23 protein-coding genes and 1 pseudogene are annotated in these 20,763 nt (G+C 38.2%); 5 read left to right on the forward strand and 19 right to left on the reverse strand.

Annotation, left to right across the window (positions count from 1 at the left end):
• Positions 1-306, forward strand: a pseudogene (locus BLP55_RS17185) (IS982 family transposase); the annotation flags it as partial.
• Here BLP55_RS17185 and BLP55_RS14990 read toward each other — a convergent pair.
• The 4 genes from BLP55_RS14990 to BLP55_RS15005 form a co-directional block, all read right to left on the reverse strand.
• A complete protein-coding gene (locus BLP55_RS14990; RefSeq protein WP_091146527.1) occupies positions 303-719 on the reverse strand; it encodes a hypothetical protein in 417 nt (138 codons plus the stop codon). The pseudogene BLP55_RS17185 and the gene BLP55_RS14990 sit on opposite strands and share 4 nt — an antisense overlap.
• Before the next feature lie 89 nt (positions 720-808).
• Positions 809-1,297 (reverse strand): hypothetical protein, encoded by a 489-nt coding sequence (locus BLP55_RS14995; RefSeq protein WP_091146530.1) that lies wholly within the window; start codon positions 1,295-1,297, stop codon positions 809-811.
• 17 nt (positions 1,298-1,314) lie between these two features.
• The gene (locus BLP55_RS15000; protein ID WP_091146534.1) at positions 1,315-2,373 is read right to left on the reverse strand and encodes a nucleotidyl transferase AbiEii/AbiGii toxin family protein; all 1,059 of its coding nucleotides are present in this window, start codon (positions 2,371-2,373) and stop codon (positions 1,315-1,317) included.
• Positions 2,374-2,399: 26 nt separating this feature from the next.
• On the reverse strand, positions 2,400-3,125 hold the full coding sequence (locus tag BLP55_RS15005) for a DUF6577 family protein (protein ID WP_091146538.1): 726 nt from the start codon (positions 3,123-3,125) through the stop codon (positions 2,400-2,402).
• 117 nt (positions 3,126-3,242) lie between these two features.
• Here BLP55_RS15005 and BLP55_RS17190 point away from each other — a divergent pair, with 117 nt between their 5' ends.
• Entirely contained in the window at positions 3,243-4,775 is a 1,533-nt protein-coding gene (locus tag BLP55_RS17190) for a hypothetical protein (protein ID WP_211516836.1), read from the forward strand.
• Positions 4,776-4,824: 49 nt separating this feature from the next.
• Positions 4,825-6,129 (forward strand): hypothetical protein, encoded by a 1,305-nt coding sequence (locus tag BLP55_RS15015; protein ID WP_091146540.1) that lies wholly within the window; start codon positions 4,825-4,827, stop codon positions 6,127-6,129.
• Between the two features lie 67 nt (positions 6,130-6,196).
• Here BLP55_RS15015 and BLP55_RS15020 read toward each other — a convergent pair whose 3' ends face one another.
• The 11 genes from BLP55_RS15020 to BLP55_RS15070 form a co-directional block, all read right to left on the reverse strand.
• On the reverse strand, positions 6,197-6,952 hold the full coding sequence (locus BLP55_RS15020; RefSeq protein WP_091146542.1) for a hypothetical protein: 756 nt from the start codon (positions 6,950-6,952) through the stop codon (positions 6,197-6,199).
• 29 nt (positions 6,953-6,981) lie between these two features.
• Complete coding sequence (locus tag BLP55_RS15025) at positions 6,982-8,670, reverse strand: hypothetical protein (protein ID WP_091146545.1); 1,689 nt, start codon at positions 8,668-8,670, stop codon at positions 6,982-6,984.
• Between the two features lie 524 nt (positions 8,671-9,194).
• Positions 9,195-10,484 (reverse strand): type II toxin-antitoxin system HipA family toxin, encoded by a 1,290-nt coding sequence (locus BLP55_RS15030; protein ID WP_091146548.1) that lies wholly within the window; start codon positions 10,482-10,484, stop codon positions 9,195-9,197.
• Entirely contained in the window at positions 10,484-10,831 is a 348-nt protein-coding gene (locus tag BLP55_RS15035) for a helix-turn-helix domain-containing protein (RefSeq protein WP_091146551.1), read from the reverse strand. Before BLP55_RS15035 ends, BLP55_RS15030 begins: the two co-directional genes overlap by 1 nt.
• 391 nt (positions 10,832-11,222) lie before the next feature.
• Positions 11,223-11,615, reverse strand: coding sequence for a DUF1810 domain-containing protein (locus BLP55_RS15040; protein ID WP_211516837.1), 393 nt, complete (start codon positions 11,613-11,615; stop codon positions 11,223-11,225).
• A 115-nt stretch (positions 11,616-11,730) separates the two neighbouring features.
• Positions 11,731-12,366: a hypothetical protein gene (locus tag BLP55_RS15045; protein ID WP_091146555.1), complete on the reverse strand. Its 636-nt coding sequence runs from the start codon at positions 12,364-12,366 to the stop codon at positions 11,731-11,733.
• Positions 12,367-12,533: 167 nt separating this feature from the next.
• Positions 12,534-13,196: a P-loop NTPase family protein gene (locus tag BLP55_RS15050; RefSeq protein ID WP_091146559.1), complete on the reverse strand. Its 663-nt coding sequence runs from the start codon at positions 13,194-13,196 to the stop codon at positions 12,534-12,536.
• Entirely contained in the window at positions 13,129-13,851 is a 723-nt protein-coding gene (locus tag BLP55_RS15055) for a hypothetical protein (RefSeq protein WP_211516838.1), read from the reverse strand. The genes BLP55_RS15050 and BLP55_RS15055 overlap by 68 nt, the downstream gene beginning before the upstream one ends.
• Positions 13,817-14,362, reverse strand: coding sequence for a hypothetical protein (locus BLP55_RS15060; RefSeq protein ID WP_211516839.1), 546 nt, complete (start codon positions 14,360-14,362; stop codon positions 13,817-13,819). Before BLP55_RS15060 ends, BLP55_RS15055 begins: the two co-directional genes overlap by 35 nt.
• Before the next feature lie 8 nt (positions 14,363-14,370).
• A complete protein-coding gene (locus BLP55_RS15065) occupies positions 14,371-14,664 on the reverse strand; it encodes a helix-turn-helix domain-containing protein (RefSeq protein WP_091146568.1) in 294 nt (97 codons plus the stop codon).
• Between the two features lie 95 nt (positions 14,665-14,759).
• The gene (locus BLP55_RS15070; protein WP_091146573.1) at positions 14,760-16,445 is read right to left on the reverse strand and encodes a response regulator; all 1,686 of its coding nucleotides are present in this window, start codon (positions 16,443-16,445) and stop codon (positions 14,760-14,762) included.
• A 306-nt stretch (positions 16,446-16,751) separates the two neighbouring features.
• Between BLP55_RS15070 and BLP55_RS15075 the strand changes: the two genes are divergently transcribed.
• On the forward strand, positions 16,752-17,483 hold the full coding sequence (locus tag BLP55_RS15075) for a hypothetical protein (protein WP_091146576.1): 732 nt from the start codon (positions 16,752-16,754) through the stop codon (positions 17,481-17,483).
• A 95-nt stretch (positions 17,484-17,578) separates the two neighbouring features.
• Positions 17,579-18,424 (forward strand): RteC domain-containing protein, encoded by an 846-nt coding sequence (locus tag BLP55_RS15080; RefSeq protein ID WP_091146578.1) that lies wholly within the window; start codon positions 17,579-17,581, stop codon positions 18,422-18,424.
• A 68-nt stretch (positions 18,425-18,492) separates the two neighbouring features.
• Here the strand turns inward: BLP55_RS15080 and BLP55_RS15085 are convergent, their stop codons facing one another.
• The 4 genes from BLP55_RS15085 to BLP55_RS15100 all read right to left on the reverse strand — a co-directional run bounded on the left by BLP55_RS15085 (position 18,493) and on the right by BLP55_RS15100 (position 20,655).
• A complete protein-coding gene (locus BLP55_RS15085; protein WP_091146612.1) occupies positions 18,493-19,224 on the reverse strand; it encodes a DUF2490 domain-containing protein in 732 nt (243 codons plus the stop codon).
• A gap of 16 nt (positions 19,225-19,240) precedes the next feature.
• Positions 19,241-19,741 carry a DUF6691 family protein gene (locus BLP55_RS15090; protein WP_091146581.1) on the reverse strand — a complete coding sequence of 167 codons (501 nt, stop codon included), beginning with the start codon at positions 19,739-19,741 and terminating at the stop codon, positions 19,241-19,243.
• Positions 19,742-19,748: 7 nt separating this feature from the next.
• Positions 19,749-20,318 (reverse strand): YeeE/YedE family protein, encoded by a 570-nt coding sequence (locus tag BLP55_RS15095; RefSeq protein ID WP_394331932.1) that lies wholly within the window; start codon positions 20,316-20,318, stop codon positions 19,749-19,751.
• A 124-nt stretch (positions 20,319-20,442) separates the two neighbouring features.
• Positions 20,443-20,655: a hypothetical protein gene (locus BLP55_RS15100; protein ID WP_091146584.1), complete on the reverse strand. Its 213-nt coding sequence runs from the start codon at positions 20,653-20,655 to the stop codon at positions 20,443-20,445.
• Positions 20,656-20,763: the final 108 nt, after the last annotated feature.

Here is a 20,763-nt window from a genome sequence, read left to right on the forward strand (position 1 = left end):
CTTACTTTAGGCTATCAGACTTCTCTTTTTGAAAACGACAGGATACGACTTGTCACACCACTAAGGGCTAATATGAAGCGGCGTGAAACCACATGGAACCCAAATTACAGATATGTCCGAAAAAGAATCGAAACCTTGTTCTCTCAAATGTGTGATCAGTTATATCTGAAACGGAATTATGCGAAAACGTTGAACGGTTTATTTGCAAGGATGTGTACCAAAATAAGTAGCGTGGCAGTTTTACAATACATCAACTTCCTCAATGGAAAACCATTAAATCATCTGAAGCATGCCTTGGGAAATTAAACCGCACAACGGGTTATATTAATATCTGCATCTAAACTCTTTAATTGATAACTATGATCAGATTCAAACTGATAACCGTGGTATATATCCAATGGGCCATAATCATCTGAATTTATTATGACAACCGGAGCTTGCCCAAAACAAAAAGTCCATTTGGGGATTTCTTTGGTTTTTTCCTCATCTGGCTTGTCGAAAAAAAGAATAATAGGATTATTAATCGGTTCCGGATGTTCCGAAGCTTCGTCTCCATGATGATGCAAACTGTAAAAAGCATAAGGTTGAATAATGTCCCTTAAAACTTTACTTATACGAAAAGGGAATTTATTAAGCCATTGCTCAGACTCATCAAGATAGAATAACCCATTTTCGCGGTTATATCCAAGCTGCTCAAATAATTGTTCAATTCTACTCACGAATTTGTTATAAGTTGATGTAAAGGTAATATTAATTATCTCATTTCAGTTAAATATAAAAACCTGTATTATAAGCAGTTATATTTTTATTATAGGTTTAGCTTTTCAAACAAACCGTAATATGATTCTTTTTGCGTCTTCTCTATTTCAACACAAATACTAATCGGCTTTAATTGAAAATAGTAGCGCATACCATTTTCCCAAGCGGACCAAACATCAGCGTCAATTCTGCCTTTTTTATACCATAAATATTCTTCGGCACAAAGATTAATGTAATCAACCAGTAAAGCTTTTTCGTCATTATCTAATTGGTAATTAGCATCATTCTGATACTTTTCAACTATCAAGTTTAAGACATTATTAAATTTGATATCATACTTTTCATTAAAAGCTTGGAATAGTTCCTTAAACATTTTGTCATTTTCAATTTTATATTGACGTATACCAAAGCTTGCAGAAATTCCGGTTGCTAATATTGCAATTGGCATTTCAGGTTTACCATCGAAATAGTAATTAGTCCATAATGCCAATAGAATAGTTGTCAGATTAATGATAATGATATCCCAATAATTTTTCATAGCAAATTGTTGAAGTATTAAATTTTGTTTGAGAAATCCAAAGCCTTATACCAATAATAAAAAGCCTCCGGGTTTGTCTTCTTCAATTTATTAATCTTATTGTACTGTTGGTTTCCTATCATCCAATCCTTGATTGCACTTGCATTTGTATAGTGCTCAATTACAGTTGCTGTATCGTCTTTCAACAGCTCAATCAAGTATGCCACCTTGGCCGCTGCTACAATCGCTTCCTCTATCCTGAACGGCATAATCGTAAAGTTTGCGAAGTTGCGAATGCCGATAAAAAGGTGCTGAAATTCGGCGGATTTCTCATTGCGTTCTGATAAGGTGTAACAGGCTTCCTGTGTGTCGTTCATTACATCTATAGCTGCAACAGTCAACTTGCGGAAACCAATCTCTTCCTGAACAACCTGGTTATAACTGGTGCGAACAATATTGAGTGCGGTAATGTTGTCGAACAGAAAAGCAATATCATAGAGTTGCTTGACGATTTCGACCGGCCGATCCTTGGCGTATAATATTCCGGTTGTCTTTGGCGCAAAGGCTGTGAGCTTATCACCCAGGATTGCCTCGAACGTAGGCATATTGATTGTTGTGACCACACCGGATGTGTCTAACCAATCATGTGTAATGGGTACTTGCATGAGTTGTGGATATGGGTTTGGCGTGTACAGTAAGTCGAGCAGTATTGGTTCTTCGACCTCATTATCAATTTTACTTTTATAATATACTTTGTAATGGCCTATGGGTGCATCTGGCGTATGTTTTCGGTCGTTGTCGTCCTCCCAACGAATAAATGTGCCTTTTTTGACAATGGCTTCTAGGACAGTAGTTATTTCTTTGGGGGTTTGCTGCGTAATTATATCTATATCTATGGAAAATCTTTTGGGCACTTTCGTCGCCAGCAACAACGCTGTTCCGCCTTTGAAAATAAAATCTAGTCCATGTATTTTTAGCTCTTCGAGAAAGACCAATGCATTGATTACTTTTTCAATGAGTTTAGGGTCGGCTCTTTTGCTAAGCTTTTGTTTTAGCGTTCTAATCCACTTCTCACTGCGGCTTTCGGGTGTTATCATTTCAATTAAGTTTTGGCAAAAATTATTTATTTTGCCGAAATTATATTCAACATATTATTTAATTCGGTTAACCGATTTCTTCTTAGTGCGTACCGGTTCATTTTTGACGTATTGATTTGAAATTTTTCGAAAGCTGTCTTGAAGATAAAATCAAGCTCGCCTTGTTGTGCTGCAAATAAATCCTTGTCGGCCAGCATATCTATAAGTAGTTTTTCGAGTGTGGGTATAGCCACTTTTTTCTCGGTAGCCAACGGTGCTTCGGACACCAATGGCCTTATAATAATGGCTTCGTCTGAATTGGTAATGTAAAGATCGAAAATTAATGTGTTGGGATCCATGTAACCGTGGTCTGAAAACTCATTAATGATATTGAAAACCTGTGACATCGCCACTTTTTCGACCTCGATCACTATGTATTGCTTAAAGGTTTGATGGCGCATAAAGCTGTTAAGCCATCGAGAATCCCAGATGCAACAGCTTACATAGGGTAATGCCTGATGTATTTTGTTGTAAACCTTTTTTAGAGGAGGTGCTATTTCAGGATGAAAATCGGCTTTTTTAGAGATTGAATAAATACCCCTAGATGGATTTATTAAAATTCCCTGCTTCTTTAACTTTGACAAGTAGACGTTGATGGTGTTTAAAGTGAGGGAGGGATAATCTTTTAGAATGGCATGTATAAGTTCATTCCTTGAAAGGCTTTTTTTTCTTCCAAAATAAGTATCTACGGTATTTTCGAGTGTCTTATCCAATTGGTGTCCGTTTAAAATGCGATGTGAAGATAATAATTTTTATTATAAATTAAGTTTTGGCAAAAATATATTTTTTTTGCCAAAGCTTAATTTCATTACCTTTACCTTTTAGATACTATGAAAGCATATACAGAACAACAAAAACAAGCAGCCAGAAATGAGGCGTTAGCCTATGCGATTAAAACCTTGACAACGAATCGCCACGATGCAACTGTTGCCAGGAGAAGCTATGTTAGAGATATAAAAGCCTACCTCATAAAAAAAGGTAACAGTATAGATCGTGCCTATGCAGAAGAATTGTATAGCGCAGAGATATCTCATTGGGAATCATTTTATGATGCTATTGTCGGGGAGAAAAAACCATCTGATTTGCGTGTGGCTTACCTAAGTGGGCCTAATCCTGAGAATGACATTGAAGTGCTGGTAGAAAATGGTATTTTACCGGAAAATATCTGGGCATTTGAATCAGACAATCAAATGTATAATCAGGCCGTAATATCTGCACTTGATTCGAGATTTCCTTTTGTGAAAATATATAAAGGAAAGATTCAGAATTATCTAAAAATTTTACCTTTTAAGTTTGACATCATTTACCTGGATTTTTGTAAGACCATAGCAAGTGAGCAAACATTGTCAGTTGTAAGGGATGTATTCCAATATCAAAAATTAAGTTCTCCCGGAACGCTGATCACCAATTTTGCGTTTCCTGACGACACCGAAAACAATAAGGAATATCGCGATGATTTGAACTTACTGGCTGCAAATTATCTATATCCGAAAGTTTTTACGGAAACTTATGAAGATATGGGTGGGGGTTTTATAGAATCGCCTGAGTGCTGCGGCATCAGTCAGGAAGATTTTATAGAAATGGTGAAAGATGACAGCTCGACGTTTTACAGCCAATTTATCACCCGGGTTTTGTATGATTTGCCGGGGGTATTAATACCTTACCAAAGGCTGGCCTCAAATCCGGAATTAGTGAAATTGTTTTTTAAAAACTTTGACAAGAAATCATTTGATGAAAATTACGCGGAGGACTTATTGTGCTTTCCCGGCGACAATGCTATGATTTGGAGCCTGTCAAATTTTATAGTGGAAAAAGAATCTTTCCCTAAGATGCAAATGAAATTCAACAAGCAACTTGCATTAAACAGTGATGCAGCAAAATTATTAGAGCAAGTCGAATTGGTTCATTTTTTTATTTCGGAGGGCTTCGATGATGACATGCTCAGTGACTCGATGGCGAAAATTCGCAAAAACTGGAATATCACTAAACCTTACCTGTTTTGCGATGTTTTTCTTTTCCATCAGCTGAAGGACATTCTTGTAGGACAGCTCACTGCGCCTTATTTTTACAATGTTGATTATACAAAAAGATGGTGCTATAAAGCCAAAGACACCGAAATGTTTATGGATTTGATTACTTATGATGAATGCCGATATGTTTTTGATTGGATGCCGACCGTTGATATGCTTGAAAATGGCGTAAACGATATCAATCGCCAATTATCGCTAAGGTTTGCAATGGACAGCATTACTAAACAAAGGCGTTGGTATAACGAAGAATTTTTTTCAGGAACTGCTGTCGTTGATCAAGGTGCGAAAACATTTGAGGCTAAGGAATTAGACAAACGAATCAGGATAGTATAAGACATATCAAGTTGATTTCTAATGAGAATCTTAACTAACAATTTATTGAATGAACAACTATCATAACCTTTTTCCGAACGCTGCGCGAACGATTGCTTCATATAACACTTTTAGCCAGGTTATAGATTTGAACTCTTTCGAGCAAAAAGATTTTATTGAAAATTTAGGTAAGAAGCCAGATAATGAACAACGGATTTTTAATGTATCAATTTTCAGGCATGAGATTGCGCATTGGAACGACCATATTTCTACACTATGGGGACATACAAGATTGTGCCTATTATACAATGCTTTAAATGCAAGAGCAAACAATGAGCTTCAGGAATTTTGGCGAATTAAAATGTATGGGGACGTTTGTAAGCAAGATACGTTGTTTGAGTATTTTACAGAACTGCATCATGCTGTAAACGGTTCTTTTCATGAACGCTGGAAAGCCTTTGTTACTGCCGGTTTGAGATTTCAGGCAAATGGGTATACTAATGCCGAGAAACCTATATTATTCGTAAGTTTCCGTTCGAATGCAGATGTGCCTATTGCCCGAGTTCCGATCTCGATTGCTTCTATATTGGAAACAATTGCTACGCTTGAAGAGTATAAAATCAAGTTTCAATCATTGGGGTTTGTTGAAGATATAGTGGAAAGAAAGCGGCTTGAAAAATTATTTAATACTGATCTTGAGAAGCTTATCTATAATTCAAAACTGACGCTTTACAATGTAGTGTCGCATTTAACAGCAAATGTGATGAAAGCTTCGGATATCATTTGGGCTTTAGAAACCGCAAGCGCTATAGGAACAATCGTGCTGAATTTGCCGATTTCGGAAATGGAGAAAATGAAGTTAGCGGAATTTGGTTCTGACGACATTGATAGCAGGGCCGCGGCATTTCAGCAGAGCTGCGATAAAGGGTATGTCTTCTATAATCTTTTGCTGAATCTGCTAACCAGTAAAGGAGAAAGAACATACAATGTTATTGATTTATTATCGTCCTCTAACTTATCGTCTGAAAAAAATATCGAAGAACAGGTTGTATTGAGCATGGAGCAAAATATAAAAAATTTGATTCCGGGACCGTTTTATTCAAGGGCGAAAAAGCTTATGGAGTTTGGTTTGGAAATATTCAAACTTCGCGGCATAGACGGGAGAAAGGAAGGATTTGATTTTACACCAGAGAATTTTACCACCATGCCACATATTATGTTTGGAGACACTGTCTATGATGACGATGCTTTTAATCTAGGAGCTACTATGAAAAAATTGGAACGCGGCGAAGAGATTTCTCTAGCTGAAGAATATTTTTTATTTGAATATTTTCAAAAAAAGCTGGATGAATTTATCAGCATTTGCGGAATATAAATCAATATTTTTTATTTGAAATTTAACAGGTTTATGTTTATCAGGCTGATTGCTGCTGTCGGGTTATTTATAATTGACTTTTATTTTCAACCCATCTAAGATATCTATATTTTTTCGAAAGGATTGTTTTTAATGCCGCCAGAACCTCTTCTTTCTTATCGAATGTAATTTGTGCGGTAAGATTATAAATCGTAACCATTGAAAGTTTTGAACTAAGGTTATAATCTTGCTTTGTTAAAAAATAATTGCCTCTTAAAGCGGTAAATTTATATACCAATCCCTGATAAATCAGATTGCCGCTTTTGTATTTTAAAACCATAAAAACGCCTTCGTTTCGGTCTTTTAAAATATCAGGTGAAAGGAATTCTATGTTTTTCGCCATATCTAAAACGTTAAGCCCTTTTTTTAGCCTCATTCTCGTTTTATTGCTTTTTATCATATCCTGATGTTGGCCGTTCTTGTTGTCGATGTCTACCAGCCAGCAATTGTTTCTTTTGAGTTTTCCGGGATTGATTTTATGGCTTAACCATATTTGTTTTGTGAGGTATTCCTGCACCATACCAAAATTGATCATCAACCGTAACAGCTTGAAAGTTGAAATTTCGAAGATTGTTGTATGCTCCCCAGTAAGCTGATTTGTTTTGTGCAGGTCAACGGTTTTCCTTCTACTCCAGTACCGGATGGTATAGTGCATATCTTTTTCTAATGAATTGAAAGATATTTTTTCTGCACCCGGGTTCTTTTGGATAAAGAGAAATAGTTTTTCTAGCGCTGCGAATGGGTTGGTTTTTATTAGGTGTTCGGAAAGTTCGGTGTTTTCCATAATTGAAGCGATGAAAAATTGTGATTGATTTATTCGGATAAAAACGAATCTTTAAGTATCTCCTCAAAATTCTTTTTACTTGTACTCTTCTTGCCTACCAACCTTTCAACATCTAAGTAAGTACTAAAAGAAACCATACTATCGATGGCCGTTTGTTTCCTTAAAAAGTCATAGTAGCCTAAAATCTCGACATCCAGTTTTTTTAATTTGGCGTTATAATGTAAAAAATCATTTATGTGGATAATTGTAAGTGGCTTGACACGTTTAATAGTATCAGTAGCGATCGTATTTATGTCTGCATCAAAATATTCGTTGAATAATTTGTTGAATCCGATAGATGTTAGCGTACTATCTGTAACTACCAAAACAGGAAAGTAAATGGTGTTGGTGTGTTTTTTTAAATCGTCGAAAAAGCGGTACTTTCCGGTATCGGCATTGTTTATAAAATTAGTGAGCTGTTTTATTGCTTTCTTTTTTCCGGCATTTTCGAGGAATTTTTTTTTGATATCTTCTTCGATGGCAGATGAATCTAAATTGATTTTATTTGAATTGGCAAGAAATGAGTTCTTGCATTCAAATAAAAAAACCTTGTTTCCATTCCTGACATAATAATCAGGCAGGGCAAGATTTTCGATCCCTTTATAAGATTTTGATTTTATTGCTTTTTCTGAAAATTGGATGTAAGATTTGCCAAATGTTGCTTTGAGCGCATTTACCAGCAATGCTTCCTCGACAAACTCCTTGCTGTAATCAAGATGGAAATTGCTTTTATGGTCTTTGGATATTTCTATAAGGTCATGATAGATGCCTGAGAAAAATTTATCCATCATAAAGCCAAAATCAAGTATCAGATAATCCCCGTTTTTTAATTGGTATAATGGCTTCTTGCGTAAAAGCGTTAATTCATTCCACTCCATGTTTTTCTGCTCGTGGTTTGAGAAATAATCTAAAACCGTGTAAAGCTCAGGATAATCTTTCTTTGAGACTTTGTATTCGTTTATTGCGATGTTGTTGATGTGAAAGACTTTAGAAAAGAAATCGTACCAGTCTTTGGCGGCGACCTTGCTTAGAAAATGCTGCGCTATTGTTTGGTGGTTTTCGGTAAACTTTAGCCATTTGTCGAAAAGGACGAACTTGAATACTTCGGACATGAGTTTTTTTGAGATTGGCTCGCCGGTGAGGTCTATATGGGACAAACCGAGATAAAGATGAAAACGGATTTCGATTGGCTTTTCATGGATTAAATGAAGCCATTTTTTAAAAAGGATATCCTGCCGTTCTGAAATCTCGTCATTTATGGACAGGTATAATTTAAAGACGTTTTCGAGGGTCTGGGTTTCATCGGCGATAACAATATTTGCAACATTTGCTTGTGATAACAGAATTTCGATTGTTCTGAGTGTGGCAATGCGATTGATTATTTTAATTTCTGATAGATCTGGCTCACCATTGTTTCCGCGTGACTTTTTATTAGCGAGTTCGGCATAACGCCCGACAATTTTATCTTTAAGCTCTTTTGAAGAGTTCCCAAGCCAATCATTTAAGATAAATTTTAACTCTGATGCATTTGTTTTGTGTATTTGTGGTTCGAGCTTGTTTATTATTACCAATAATTCAAGGGCTTTTTCGGTATCTATTTCACGGATCAGTTCGGTTTTATTGATTTTTTTTGGGAAGAGGTCGCTGTAAGCGATACGTGAAATTAATTTTGTGTTCATATTGATAAAGTTAATACAAGAATGTAATAATGCCTATTGATATGAACGTAGGTTTTGAGCTTGAGGATTGGATTGAGAGTAAGAGGTGGTATTTTGTGCAACTGTAACCCCGTTGTTAGTGTTCTTAAGTTACACCAGCCTTCCCGATTTTAAATCGGGAAGGTACCTTTGAACGGAAAGCTTTCCGTTCAAGCAATGAAGTTAGTCTTTTTTTTTCGAGAAAGTCAAATTCATTATCTGCCTGTTATACTTGCAATTATTTGTTCATTATATTTGAATGTTCATTTAAAACGAACAGCGAAAAATGTTGAACAAATGAAAGATTCACAAAATTTTTGAGTTGCATTGTCTACAATTTTGCCGTCTAGTGCCCTGATCATGTAATGGTCTATTCCGGGTTTTGGGACCCCTTTGGTACTCGAACCGGGAGTACTTTTTTTGAATTTTCACTAATTTCACAAGAGCAAAATTATACAAACCCATGAAAGGCATCTGCAAACTCTATAACCATCACTGTAGGTACGCTAAAACTTTATTAACGTTTTGCCTATCGCATCCCTTAATTTACCCTCTACATTCACCTGTTCCGCAAACTCATTCCAGCGCCCCACGGTATCATTAATGCTAGTGATAATACCATCTGCTTTCTTAATATTCATAGCCTTTGCCACCGCCAACAAATCATTTTTAGTAATGTTGAGCCGCTTGCCATTTACGCTAAGGTTGTGTTGGCTTACCCATTCGCTTCCCGGCCTATAGGCATGGCACACATCATAAGCGGGCGACAATTCCCATGACTGATTTTGCTTTAAAAGAAAAGCAAAGTTCTTAGCGTGGTCGTCGCAGTTTCGTGCGATGACGTTAAATACCATTCTCCTGAACAATTCCTCGGCTTGCGGGTATGGTAGCCGTAATAGCCGCATGGTTTGGAACAGTTGCTCATAGCTGTAACTGGTTGTGTTATTAAAATCGTAGTGTTGCATAGCGCATAGCGTTTGCATGTGGTGCTTTGTATCGCCACCTTCGCGGTCAAACCTTCGCGTCATGAAGTGTGCCCTGTCATTTTCCTCAAGCAGCCGACACTCGCTTATGTTTATGCCGCATGCCTTTGCCATCAGGTAATATGCCATCTCTACACGACCATAACCAGATGTAGCGCCGAACTGGCTGTCGCTTACCCCATCGAGCTTTATTAGCCAATGGGAAAAGCCTTTTGGTGCTTTCGTTTGCCCTGACTTGACTTTGCCGGTTTTTTCATTGTAGGCGATGATTGCTTTTGGACGTGCACCACCTGCGGAGGTTCCTATCTTAAGGATGTCCATCATGGCTTGCTGCTCACCGGCTTGCAAGTTGGCCTCAAAATGTTCCCTTGAACGCATGACCTCCTGGGTGATCCTTACCAATTCGTCTATCTGTACATCGAATGCCCCGTTACCTGACTGGAAGGCCACCGGTTCGAATTCCATAGCGCCCATGCCGCGTTTCCCGATAAACAATAACATCTCTACGGGGTTAAGGCTATTTTCCGGTCTACCATTTTGTGATAGCCATGCGTTGATTAATTCATTACCGTAACGGTCTGGAAGGACGTCTGCCAAAAGACCCGGCATGCCTTTAAAGGTATTGTTTTGCGTGAGTTCTGGAAATGAAAATATACGTTGGCGAAGTCCGAGCGGCATCTTGATTGGTGATAAATCCCACTGCTTGGCAATAAATGCCTGGTCGTATTCGAATGTTGCCATGAGTGTATCGCTATCCCATGCCACTGCGCCAGCCCTTTCACCCCATATATTGACAAATGCCGTTGTTATCATTACCAGTCTGACGGTGTTTGATCGTTGTTCCCTTTACTGCTTGCACGCTTTCTCTTTCCCTGTTCCTGCTTTGCTAATTGTAACGGACTGAGTTGTTCTTTTATCCGAAACACGTCTATCACATATAACAAGTTGAGCACACGCAGCACCTGTATGAGTGTTAGGAGCGTAATACTCTCTCCATTCTCCAGTTGTACTATTGTGGAACGATTAACTCCTGCATCAGTTGCTACCTGTTGCTGTGTCTTGTTTTGAAGTAAGCGATGGTGCTTGATAAATGCGCCAATAGTTTCTACTATTGCTACATCACTACTTGCTACCCAGTTAATGTCGGAAACTTCCATCATAACCTGATGTATTTAATGCTAATGTTGCTTATATCCATCAAACATACGAATAATAACAATATGTTTTACTGTACTTGCCTTACTTTTTGATACAGTTGCTGTAATGTTATGCTAAGTTTATCATCAACAGTTGCATCATACTTGGTTGCGCTATGCTACGATTTATACACTTCTATCTCGTGAATGACCCGATTATTTGCGTTTCGCCAAATTCAAGCATAGTCGTTATCTGCGAGATAATGATCGAGTAGCGACTTGAAACAGCTATTAAAAATGAATAGATGCTGAAATCAGAATTAAACTTCGGCATAAATTACTCTTTTTGCCAAAGTTTAATTCTATAATCCATTTGAATAAGCCTAGAGATTGTTTGGTAAACCGCAAACGACATCTATTGCTGCGTGATTGTTCTTTGAAGCAACTCCTCGGTATAATCGTCCTGCGAGCCACCGAAATATTTATCCAATATTTTTTCGAAAATCTTATCTGTTTCAGGTACTTTTGAAAACAACGTCATGCACGACCTTAATTTCATGTCATCAGGCGTACCGAATATTTCGGTGGCTGTCTTGTCTTCGATTTTTAGTAGGGCTTCGGAAATTTCGATCAAGTGTTTTCCCAATACTGGATGTGCCAAATATGCTTCGGCTTCTTCTAAATCGGCAATGCCATAAAACTTTGCCGTTTCGCTAAATCCTAACCCTTTGATTTGTGGAAATACGAACCACATCCAATGTGATTCTTTCTTTCCATTGCGCACTTCGGCGAGTGCCTTGAGATACATTTGATTCTACGCGTCTAAAAATTTGACCAATTCTTTATTCTCTTTCATAGCCTGCTAATTTACTAATAAATTCAATTTTTGCAATCGCTGACTTGCCTGCCGAATGTTAAATTGACTACTCCTTATTTAAGCTGTCCAGATATGCTTGCAACTCAAACAGATGAATCATTTCATTCGATTCATTCTCGGGCAGCTGCGCTAACTCAACAAAATTGATGTTTTGGAATAACGACTTTTCGCCAAGCAAATCCTGCATGATGATAAAAACCACCTGAAGCAGATTTTTGTTTTTGCAGTGCACTGTGAAATCCTTTAGATAAACAATCATGTCGATTTTCTTTTCATCCTCGTATTCCAACGGCATAAATTTAAGCTCACTGGCTTTTAGGATGATGTCTTTAAAAACATAGGGTTTATCCAATCCGGCTTCCATTGCATCAATATCATTTGATGGCTGAATAAATGGTACAATCTTCCAATGCTTAAAAGGTGGTGCATGTTCTGCCAAGGTAATGACCTGGTCGAAATAATCGGCGTTTCCGTTGGCTGATATTACGAGCTGCAGTCTGTCGTCTGACTTTTCCGGAAACATGATGATGCTGTCCAGCCCTTCACAGTAATTGTGTAGATGTCGGTCGAGCCAATAAATGAACACCTTTTGGATTTTTGCGTCTTGTGTTCTTAGCGAGCGAAGTGTGACTTCATTGCAGTAGAACCACTCCCAAAATAATTTGATTTCATGTGTTTTCATAATTGAAGTATTTGATAATTAGTATTTGAAGAGATTCCTCCTGCGTCGGAATGACAAACAGGACGATCAGCGTTTGTCTTTGGTGTTTTTGTCGTAGGCAATTAGGTTGACCATTTACTCACCAGATTTTTATTGTTTTTTATTTGAGTTCGTGATTATGCAATTTGTCAGCGCTTGTCTTTTGCATTATTGTCGAATGCTATCAAATTGCATAATTCGCGTAATCGGCTGCGTACGCGGACACCGTAATAATTCTCGATTTCTGTTGCCGAAAGGTTTGTTGTAATGTGTGTTGGGATTCTCTTGCTGATGAAAATGTCGTATCGGCTCAGCAGCACTTCGGCAATCACATTACATTCGTTGCCGTAATATTTTAAGTTGTTCTCGATGCCTAGATCGTCAAGGCAATAAATCCTTTGCTCGGAATGGTAAGATTTGCCAATGCTGTATTGGTAAATGATGCTGTACCCATCGTTGATAAACTCGATACTGATGTCGCGGCATGGTTTGACAATAAATTTGTATTCTGCTTTTGTCAGGTGCTTCATCACGTTCATCAGCGTGGTTTTGCCGCAGCCAACCGGACCAGCCAGCAGCACCCCTTTATCGAGATCGATGCCGAATTGAAAAGCGGTCTGTTCGTCTCTTAGGAAATAAGCTATGAGCCGATAAATTACAGCATGGTCGCTTTCAATTATCCTGAATCTTGCTCCGTATAATTCTATTCCTTTTTGCTCAATCCATCGTATCACATCTGCATAATCATAATGGCTCTGAATAGTCTTTTGATGATGAGGTGTCGAGGTGTTTGGATCTGTCTGTTCTTTCATTGGTGACGTATTTTGGAGCATTCAACATCCAGTTTCTGGCAGCGGCCGGCCAATCGGCCATTGGTGTTTTACCGCCAACAAGCCAGCCGATGCTTTGGAAATAATTGAAAAACTTATTGGCTTCGATTTCTGGAAAAGCTTGTTCGACGAAGTATGCGAGCACATCCGGTAGGGCCGGAATGGCTGAGGTCTTTTCTGGATCCGGTGGCTTTTCCTCTGGGCGCGAGAAAACTTGCCGGACGTGTTCGACAACCTCTTCTTCTTTTCTTGCGGAACTTTTTTGCTGACCGCGTTCAGTCTGCTCCGCAGTGTGGTCAGCGAATGCCGGAGAAGAAGAATCTGACTTTTCATCAAGCAATCGTTCCGGCATTTCTTCTTCTTTTTGCCGACTGGTTTCATTGCGCTCTGCGCTGTAGTCGGCGAATGCCGGAGAGGAGACTTCTCCTTTTTCATCGAGTACACGGTCCGGCATTTCTTTTTTGGCGGAACTTTTTTGCCGACTGGTTTCAGTGCGCTCCGCGTTGTAGTCGGCGAATGCCGGATAAGATGATTTCGGTTTCTCATTTGATATTCGTTCCGGCATTTCTTTTTCTTCTTTTTTAGCGGAACTTTTTTCTTCTTTAGAAATAGTTGGGTTTTCTAAATTGGACCCCATCATCTTCAATTTTATTTTCGGGAGCTTGCCCGTTTAAGCCCTTTTCAATGTTTGTAATGTTTGCATTGTTTGTATTGTTTATAGAAGGTACCAATGCTTGTTCACCAACCAGTTCAGGACTTGTTTCAGTGCCAGCCTGCGGCTTGTCTAGAACCTGTTTACCAACCGATTCAAAATTTGAACTGCTGTTTCTTTCAGATTTTGGTAACGGCTTAAGGTCATCGGAAAAGTTGAACAGGAAGACGTGGCTGCCCTTGAATGGGTTATAGGATGGCTCATATTTGATGTAGCCCTGCGAATGCAAAGCTTTCAGGCATTTATGATAAGTTGCTTTCGAACTGATTTTACTAATGCGCATTACTTCGTCGCGGGAAATGCTGATGGGATTTCTAAAACGGTTGTAGTTCCAGAACTGGAATAGGGAGATGTACAGACTGATGTGCGTTGGATTGAGCAATTTGTCGTTGGCCACCTTATCAAAAAATCCGGTTAAGTGCTTGATGTAATTCATAATCTGAATTACTTTGAGTTGAACAATGTGCGTTCGGATTTGACGGTATTCTGTTCCAGCAGCTTTTCGATATCCTGATTAGCATAATAGATGATTCCGCCAATTTTGGTGTAGGATAATGTTTTGTTGATGCGAAGCGTTTGCAGTGTCCCCGGAGAGATATTCAATAACTTCCTGACTTCGGAAGATTTAAGCCATTGCTTGGTTTGCTGTGGCTTAGTTTGCAGAAGCTCCCTAAAATCATTTAAAAGTAATGTGCGGAATTCGTTGAGGTCTTGTTTTGTGAGAATTTCAACTGCCATATCATTCGTTTTGATTGATTATGGCACAAAATTGTATCGATTGGTTTGTTTTAAATCACAAGCCAATCACAAGTTGTGAAAGAAAAAGTTTGAAATCAGGGTAAATTTCCTGTTGCGATTGTCCTTTTTAACTCCTGTATGAAAAATGTTGGTGAAATTCCCGTATTCTTATAAAATGCCCTCGTGAAATGCTGTGTGGTGCTGAATCCTGCTTCTTCGCCCAGAGCTTTGTTTGTATAATTCCTGAATTTACTGTTTTCCCGGAGCTGAATTATGATCCAATCGATTTTAAGATCGTTTATGTAATCGGTCGATTTCTTCAACCTTGAATGTGAAATGACTTTGGAAACATAGACGATATTGGAATTGAATTTTTTGGCAAGCTTTGGCAGCGTAATCCCTTTTTCAAGGAACTTCTCTGAACTTTCAAAATTATCGAGGTGCTTTAAAATTGATGCCTTGACCTCAGGATTCATTTTTAAGGTGTCGGTGTTCTTCAGTTTGGCTTCCGCCGTTAATTTAACCTGCTGGGCTTTGCGTTCCATCAGCCTTTTGAACTTACGTTTATTTTCACGCGATTTGTAAATCATATAACCCAGCCAGGCCAGCAGTATTGCGATCAGGATTATAAAAATGATATTTTGCTGTTTCTCAAAACGCAATGATTTTTCAATTTCTCCTTTCGCGTGAAGTAATTTTTTGGTGTCGTATTCTTTGTGGATTCTTCCGTAGAGGTACTTATAATTGTTGGTCAGGTATTTATCGGCGAGCAGCAGTTGATCGATATATTTCAATTGTGCCTGAAGGTCGTTTTCGCTTTTATAGTAATCTATCGTGATTTCAAAGCTTTCTCTTAGATAAGGATAGATGTAGTTTCTCTCAATAAATGCCTTGTTCACTTTTAAAAAGTATTGCATCGCTTTCTCACGTTGGTTCAGCGCCCAATAATTTTTTCCCAGATAAAAGCAGGTTACGGTTTCGCCGGCAAAATCTTTATTTTTTATGAAGCTTGGCAACGTTTCATTTAGTTTTCCGATAGAGATACTATAATTCTTTCTGAAAAATTGGTTTATGCCTTCCGAGTTTACGAACCTTGGAATTGCCTCGTAATACTCCAAACGTGACGCTTCCTTTATTCCGAAATCATTAGTTATGGTGCACTGGCCAAATTTCTCCAGCCGACTATAGCAAAGTGCCAGTGAATGCAGGGAAGAGAGATATGGAATATCATCTTCATTTTTAAAATATGCCGCGCTTTCTTTGAATAGTGAAGCCGCGTCATCGTAATAGCCTAAATAATATTTTATCTGGGCAATGTTATACTTGGTTTTATGTTCGAGATACTTGTCTGCGGTTCCAATCAGGTGATTATTGGCGATAAGGTAATTATCAAGCGCGTTGTTATAGTCGGTCATATCATAGTATACAATTCCCTTGGTAAGATAGGCCGAACCAATCAAGTCATTTTCCTGCGTATGTTTTGCGGCGTATATCATGCTGTCGGCATAATAAATCCGATTCCTTTTTTCTGATTGATGCAGGATGATTTTATAAGCATTAAGTATATGCTTCCAATTGTTTTCGGATTTGGCTTTTTTCAGATAGGCGATCCCATAAATTTTTGAGGCATCGCTTTGCTCATCCTCTTCGAATTTATCCAAAAAATATTCATACGATTTTCCTTTAAGAGTGTCGACAGGGCTTTTGCCATTCTGCTGTCCATAAACTGAAAAATAAAGCATGGAAATACAAAACGGAATAAAATACTTTTTATCCATCATATAACTAAAATCTAAAAGAGTGACAAAATGCGAATTATTTCAAATGTACATTATTAAGTCAACAACTGTTAAAATTTCTCGCGAAAATCGATGGTCTGCAATTTCGAAATTGCTATGTGATTTCTATAAGTGCAATATCGAATTCACGAATTGCATGGCTTGTTTTGGCAAAACTGCCCCAATAGATTTGTCCCTGAATTCAAGCACTCGGGCTGTTTATGAGGCAGTCTGAAAACGTTCAAATCTCCCGGGCGAAATGAACTGAGAACCAAAAGTGATCAGTAACATTTTAACAGATTAAAAGCCATGAAAACATTAACCTTATGGACAATCATTTTAACCTTACTCGTGTCATGCAGCACAGAGAACGAAACGCTCGTTCGTGATGACAACCAAACAAATTTTACAGACGAAGCCGTTTTTCGGAAAACAGGATTATATCCCGAAAACAGCACTAACATCTATGATGCTGCGGGGCAACTTTACTATGCCATCACCGAGGCATATCTTTTACAGGGAAATATCTCAGTTACCACAGCCGGGACTATATCTCAGGTAGAGAATATTGCCAATATGAACGCAGAATATTTATCATTACGTCCCGCGACTTACATGTCGCCAACGTCCGAGAGGATTGATTATATCTTAACCGATCAGCAAGTGACGGCTTTGGATATAATTGCCAATTCGAGCATGTCGTCAAGAGCAAAGTTGAGCCTGAATTCTTTTATTACGTCACTGATGACGTACCGCGACTTGCAAAAGGAGTACGATTACATTTATAGTTTCATTATCGATTACGAAACGGCAACTGTCGCCGACAATGCCTTAACCGCTAATGACAAAAAGATTATACTTACCACGTCATCTCTTTCGCGGTATGGGTTTTACTTCGCATCCAAGCATCGTAGAAAGCCCAGAGATCGGGACTGGGATATTTCGTGGGGACATATTGTAGCCGGAACCGACGGTAGTGAAGCCAACATGGCTGAAGCAATTGTAAAGTCGGCAGTATGCGGTATCATCATCAATAAATAAAATGCATTTCGATTCACATCATTTATAAGCCTAATAGTCGCTGCGCCAATTGGTGCAGCGACTTGTTTTTTAGCATACTACCTAAATAATTTACGATGAAAAATTACTCTCAAACCTTATTGTCAGAATTGAATCGTCAGTTAGAACTTGTCCATGCGGAACATGAAGAACCGATCAAATATGCTGAGCACGCTATAAAAATCCTTATATCGATTTTAGAACAGCTCAAAACATTTATCATCAAATATGAGTTTCCGGGCAAAGAAGATGAAATAGATTTCTTTAAACACATTAAGCCACAATTCGTTTATAAGCTGATTTACTACAATGAAATTTACAATATTGAAACCAACACGCCGTATGGCGGCGAAAAGATATTGCGCAAATTCTATAACACAGAATTGGAAAAATTGAAAATGTATTTTGATGAAAACCTGGACTTTTATCGTTATTACCGAACAGGAAATACTTGCCTTGATAAAAAGTATTTCTTACGCGGGAAGCACGACATCCGGCTGACGTTGGATAGTTTTTATTTTCAGGCGGATCATCGATTTACTACTTCGCACGATTTTAAGGTGGCTCAAATAATGGCTAATGATTTGATCCAGGTTTTTCTTGAAGGCGAAATCCATAAGCTTGAAAAACGGGCAATCCCGATATCTGTCAATGATATGAATGCGAATAAGCAGAAATGGACCGGATCTAAAGTGGCTTTAGTGGAATTAATTTATGCGCTTCATGCGGAGGGCGTTTTTAATAATGGTGCTTCTGACCTCAAGGATGTCGCTGAATTTTTTGAGTCGGCTTTGAATGTTGAGCTTGGCCAGTTTCATCGGGTGTTTTTGGAAATGCGTCTACGGAAGTCTGACAGGACAAAGTTTTTAAACTCTTTGAGGGAGACTTTAGTTAGGAGAATGGATGAGGTGGATGAGGTTTGACATTGACAAATTTTATCAAACCTTGCCGAAATACTGTGCATCGATTTTTCAATAGCAGATGAAGTGCATCATTTTGGGTTTGTTTTCAGAATCGTAAAAGAGTAATTCAAATAGAAATTGCTTTCATCTATTATCTCGACATTGTTCTTTGGCAGCCTAGAAATGTAAATATAGCCAAGGTCAAATTTTGAGCTGCGGCTAAGCTTGAAGGATAAATTGGCGAATAATCGGTCGTGGTCGAACAGGTGCTGGGCATCTGTACCCGTGACATTGATGAAAATCTCATCGCCGACGCTGGCGTTGAAGTTGGCATTGAAATCATATCTCGCGGCCAAACGATTGCGCAATCGGAGTACATTTTCAGCCGTACCCTCAAACATCCTGTATTCTATTGCGGTTCGGTCGACAATAAAGAATTTCTTTGCCAATTCATACTGTAATTCTAAAGAGGCCGATACCCTAAGCTCGTTTGATGGATTTGCGTTTACATCACTTTCTTTTTGTATAATCTTGTAATTTGAAAAATAAGCAAAAGGTGATATTGCATAGACTACATCTTTGTTTTGTTTGTAATGGAACCAAGTTCTAAAAGTGTACATTAGGGTTTTATCGAAAAGATTGTCATTTCCTATATCATTTTGCCTGCGATGCTGCAATTCGACATCGGTCTTTATTTTTTCAGTTAACGGAATGCTCAATGTTGTCCTGAACCAACTGTTGCAATGTACCTGAGCAGTTGTCTTTGGTGCAAAAAAAAGTATGGGTAACAGCAAAAAAAGGGTCTTTATCCCTGATGTCATTTTGATTGTTTTAGGATTAATGCGGTAGTTTATCCCTAAAATAACCATAAACCCAAGTACCGGTAATGGCAAAAAATAAGGTTACAATCATGACGGTTAATCCGGTACCTATTTGGGCAAAAATAGGCCCCGGACATGCACCAGTAATGGCCCAGCCCAAACCAAAAATCAATCCGCCAATGACCTGGCCTTTATTGAATGTTTTGTCATGAAACTCTATTGGCTCTCCGTAAATTGTTTTTAGCCTGAATTTCTTTATCAGAAAGACTGAAATCATCCCTGTTAAAACAGCACTGCCAATAACACCATACATGTGAAAGGACTGGAAACGGAACATTTCCTGAATTCGGTACCAGCTTATAATCTCGGCTTTGATAAATACTATTCCGAACAATAAGCCTACAATAAGGTATTTGATGTTGTGGTACCATTTGTGACTCAAATGGCTTTCATTTACACAGATGGTGTCGAGTGAACGGGTTTCGAAATCTTTGTTTTGATCTGTATTTTCCATCATGATATTGTTAAAGTGAAAGTATATGGGGCAGGATAAAATTGGCCATTACAAGACCGCCAATAAAAAAGCAGCACGTTGCAATTAGCGAAGGCAGTTGCAGATTGGACAAGCCTGAAATAGCATGCCCGCTGGTACATCCGCCTGCATATCGGGAACCAAAACCTATCATGAAACCTCCTACAACCATCATTAAAAAGCCTTTTACCGTAAATAGATTTTCCCAGGAGAAAATTTCGGGCGGTACCATTCCGTTTAGGTTTGTGATCCCATAGGCAGCTAATTCTGTTCTCAAGTCTTCATTGATAACGATTGGATTGGGATTGGATAAGAAATGGAAAGCCACAACTCCACCAATTAGAATTCCCACTACAAAAAACATATTCCAGATTTCTTTTTTCCAATCGTATTTAAAGAATGAAATGTTTCTTGGCAGACAAGCAGCACAGGCATGGCGCAAGTTGGCACTGATACCGAAGTTTTTGTTCCCTAAAATTAGTAATGCCGGTACTGTAAGGCCCACTAACGGTCCTGCTACATACCATGGCCAGGGTTGTTTGATCAATTCAATGATTTCCATAGTTTAAATTTTATGATGCAAAATTGAACTATAAAAAAATGTTGGTTTGTAATCTTTGTCACATAGCAAAAAAAAAGTGTTTGACTTCTCAAACACTTTAAAAGCAATTATTAAAAACAGTAATTTATTTTTTAGCCGAGCAGCAGCCTGGTTTCTTTTCCTTTGAACACTTTTCCATTTCATCAGCACTACAGCTTTTTTTATCTTTTTTGCTTTTTTTCATTTGCGCTGCTGTGCATTCTTTTTTCGCTTTTTCTTTTGGCTTTTGATTTTGTGCATTGCCGTTCATCGAAATTAAAATGGCCGCTAAAGCCATTATTGATAATATTTTTTTCATAATGGGAATTATTAAGATTTGAATTATTTATTTGAGATTAGCCGTATCATTATCTGGTTTCTTTTTATGGACTTCCAATTTGTAAAAGAGCCATCCAAAGCCAACAAT

Source organism: Flavobacterium caeni, assembly GCF_900101895.1.
GTDB lineage: Bacteria > Bacteroidota > Bacteroidia > Flavobacteriales > Flavobacteriaceae > Flavobacterium > Flavobacterium caeni.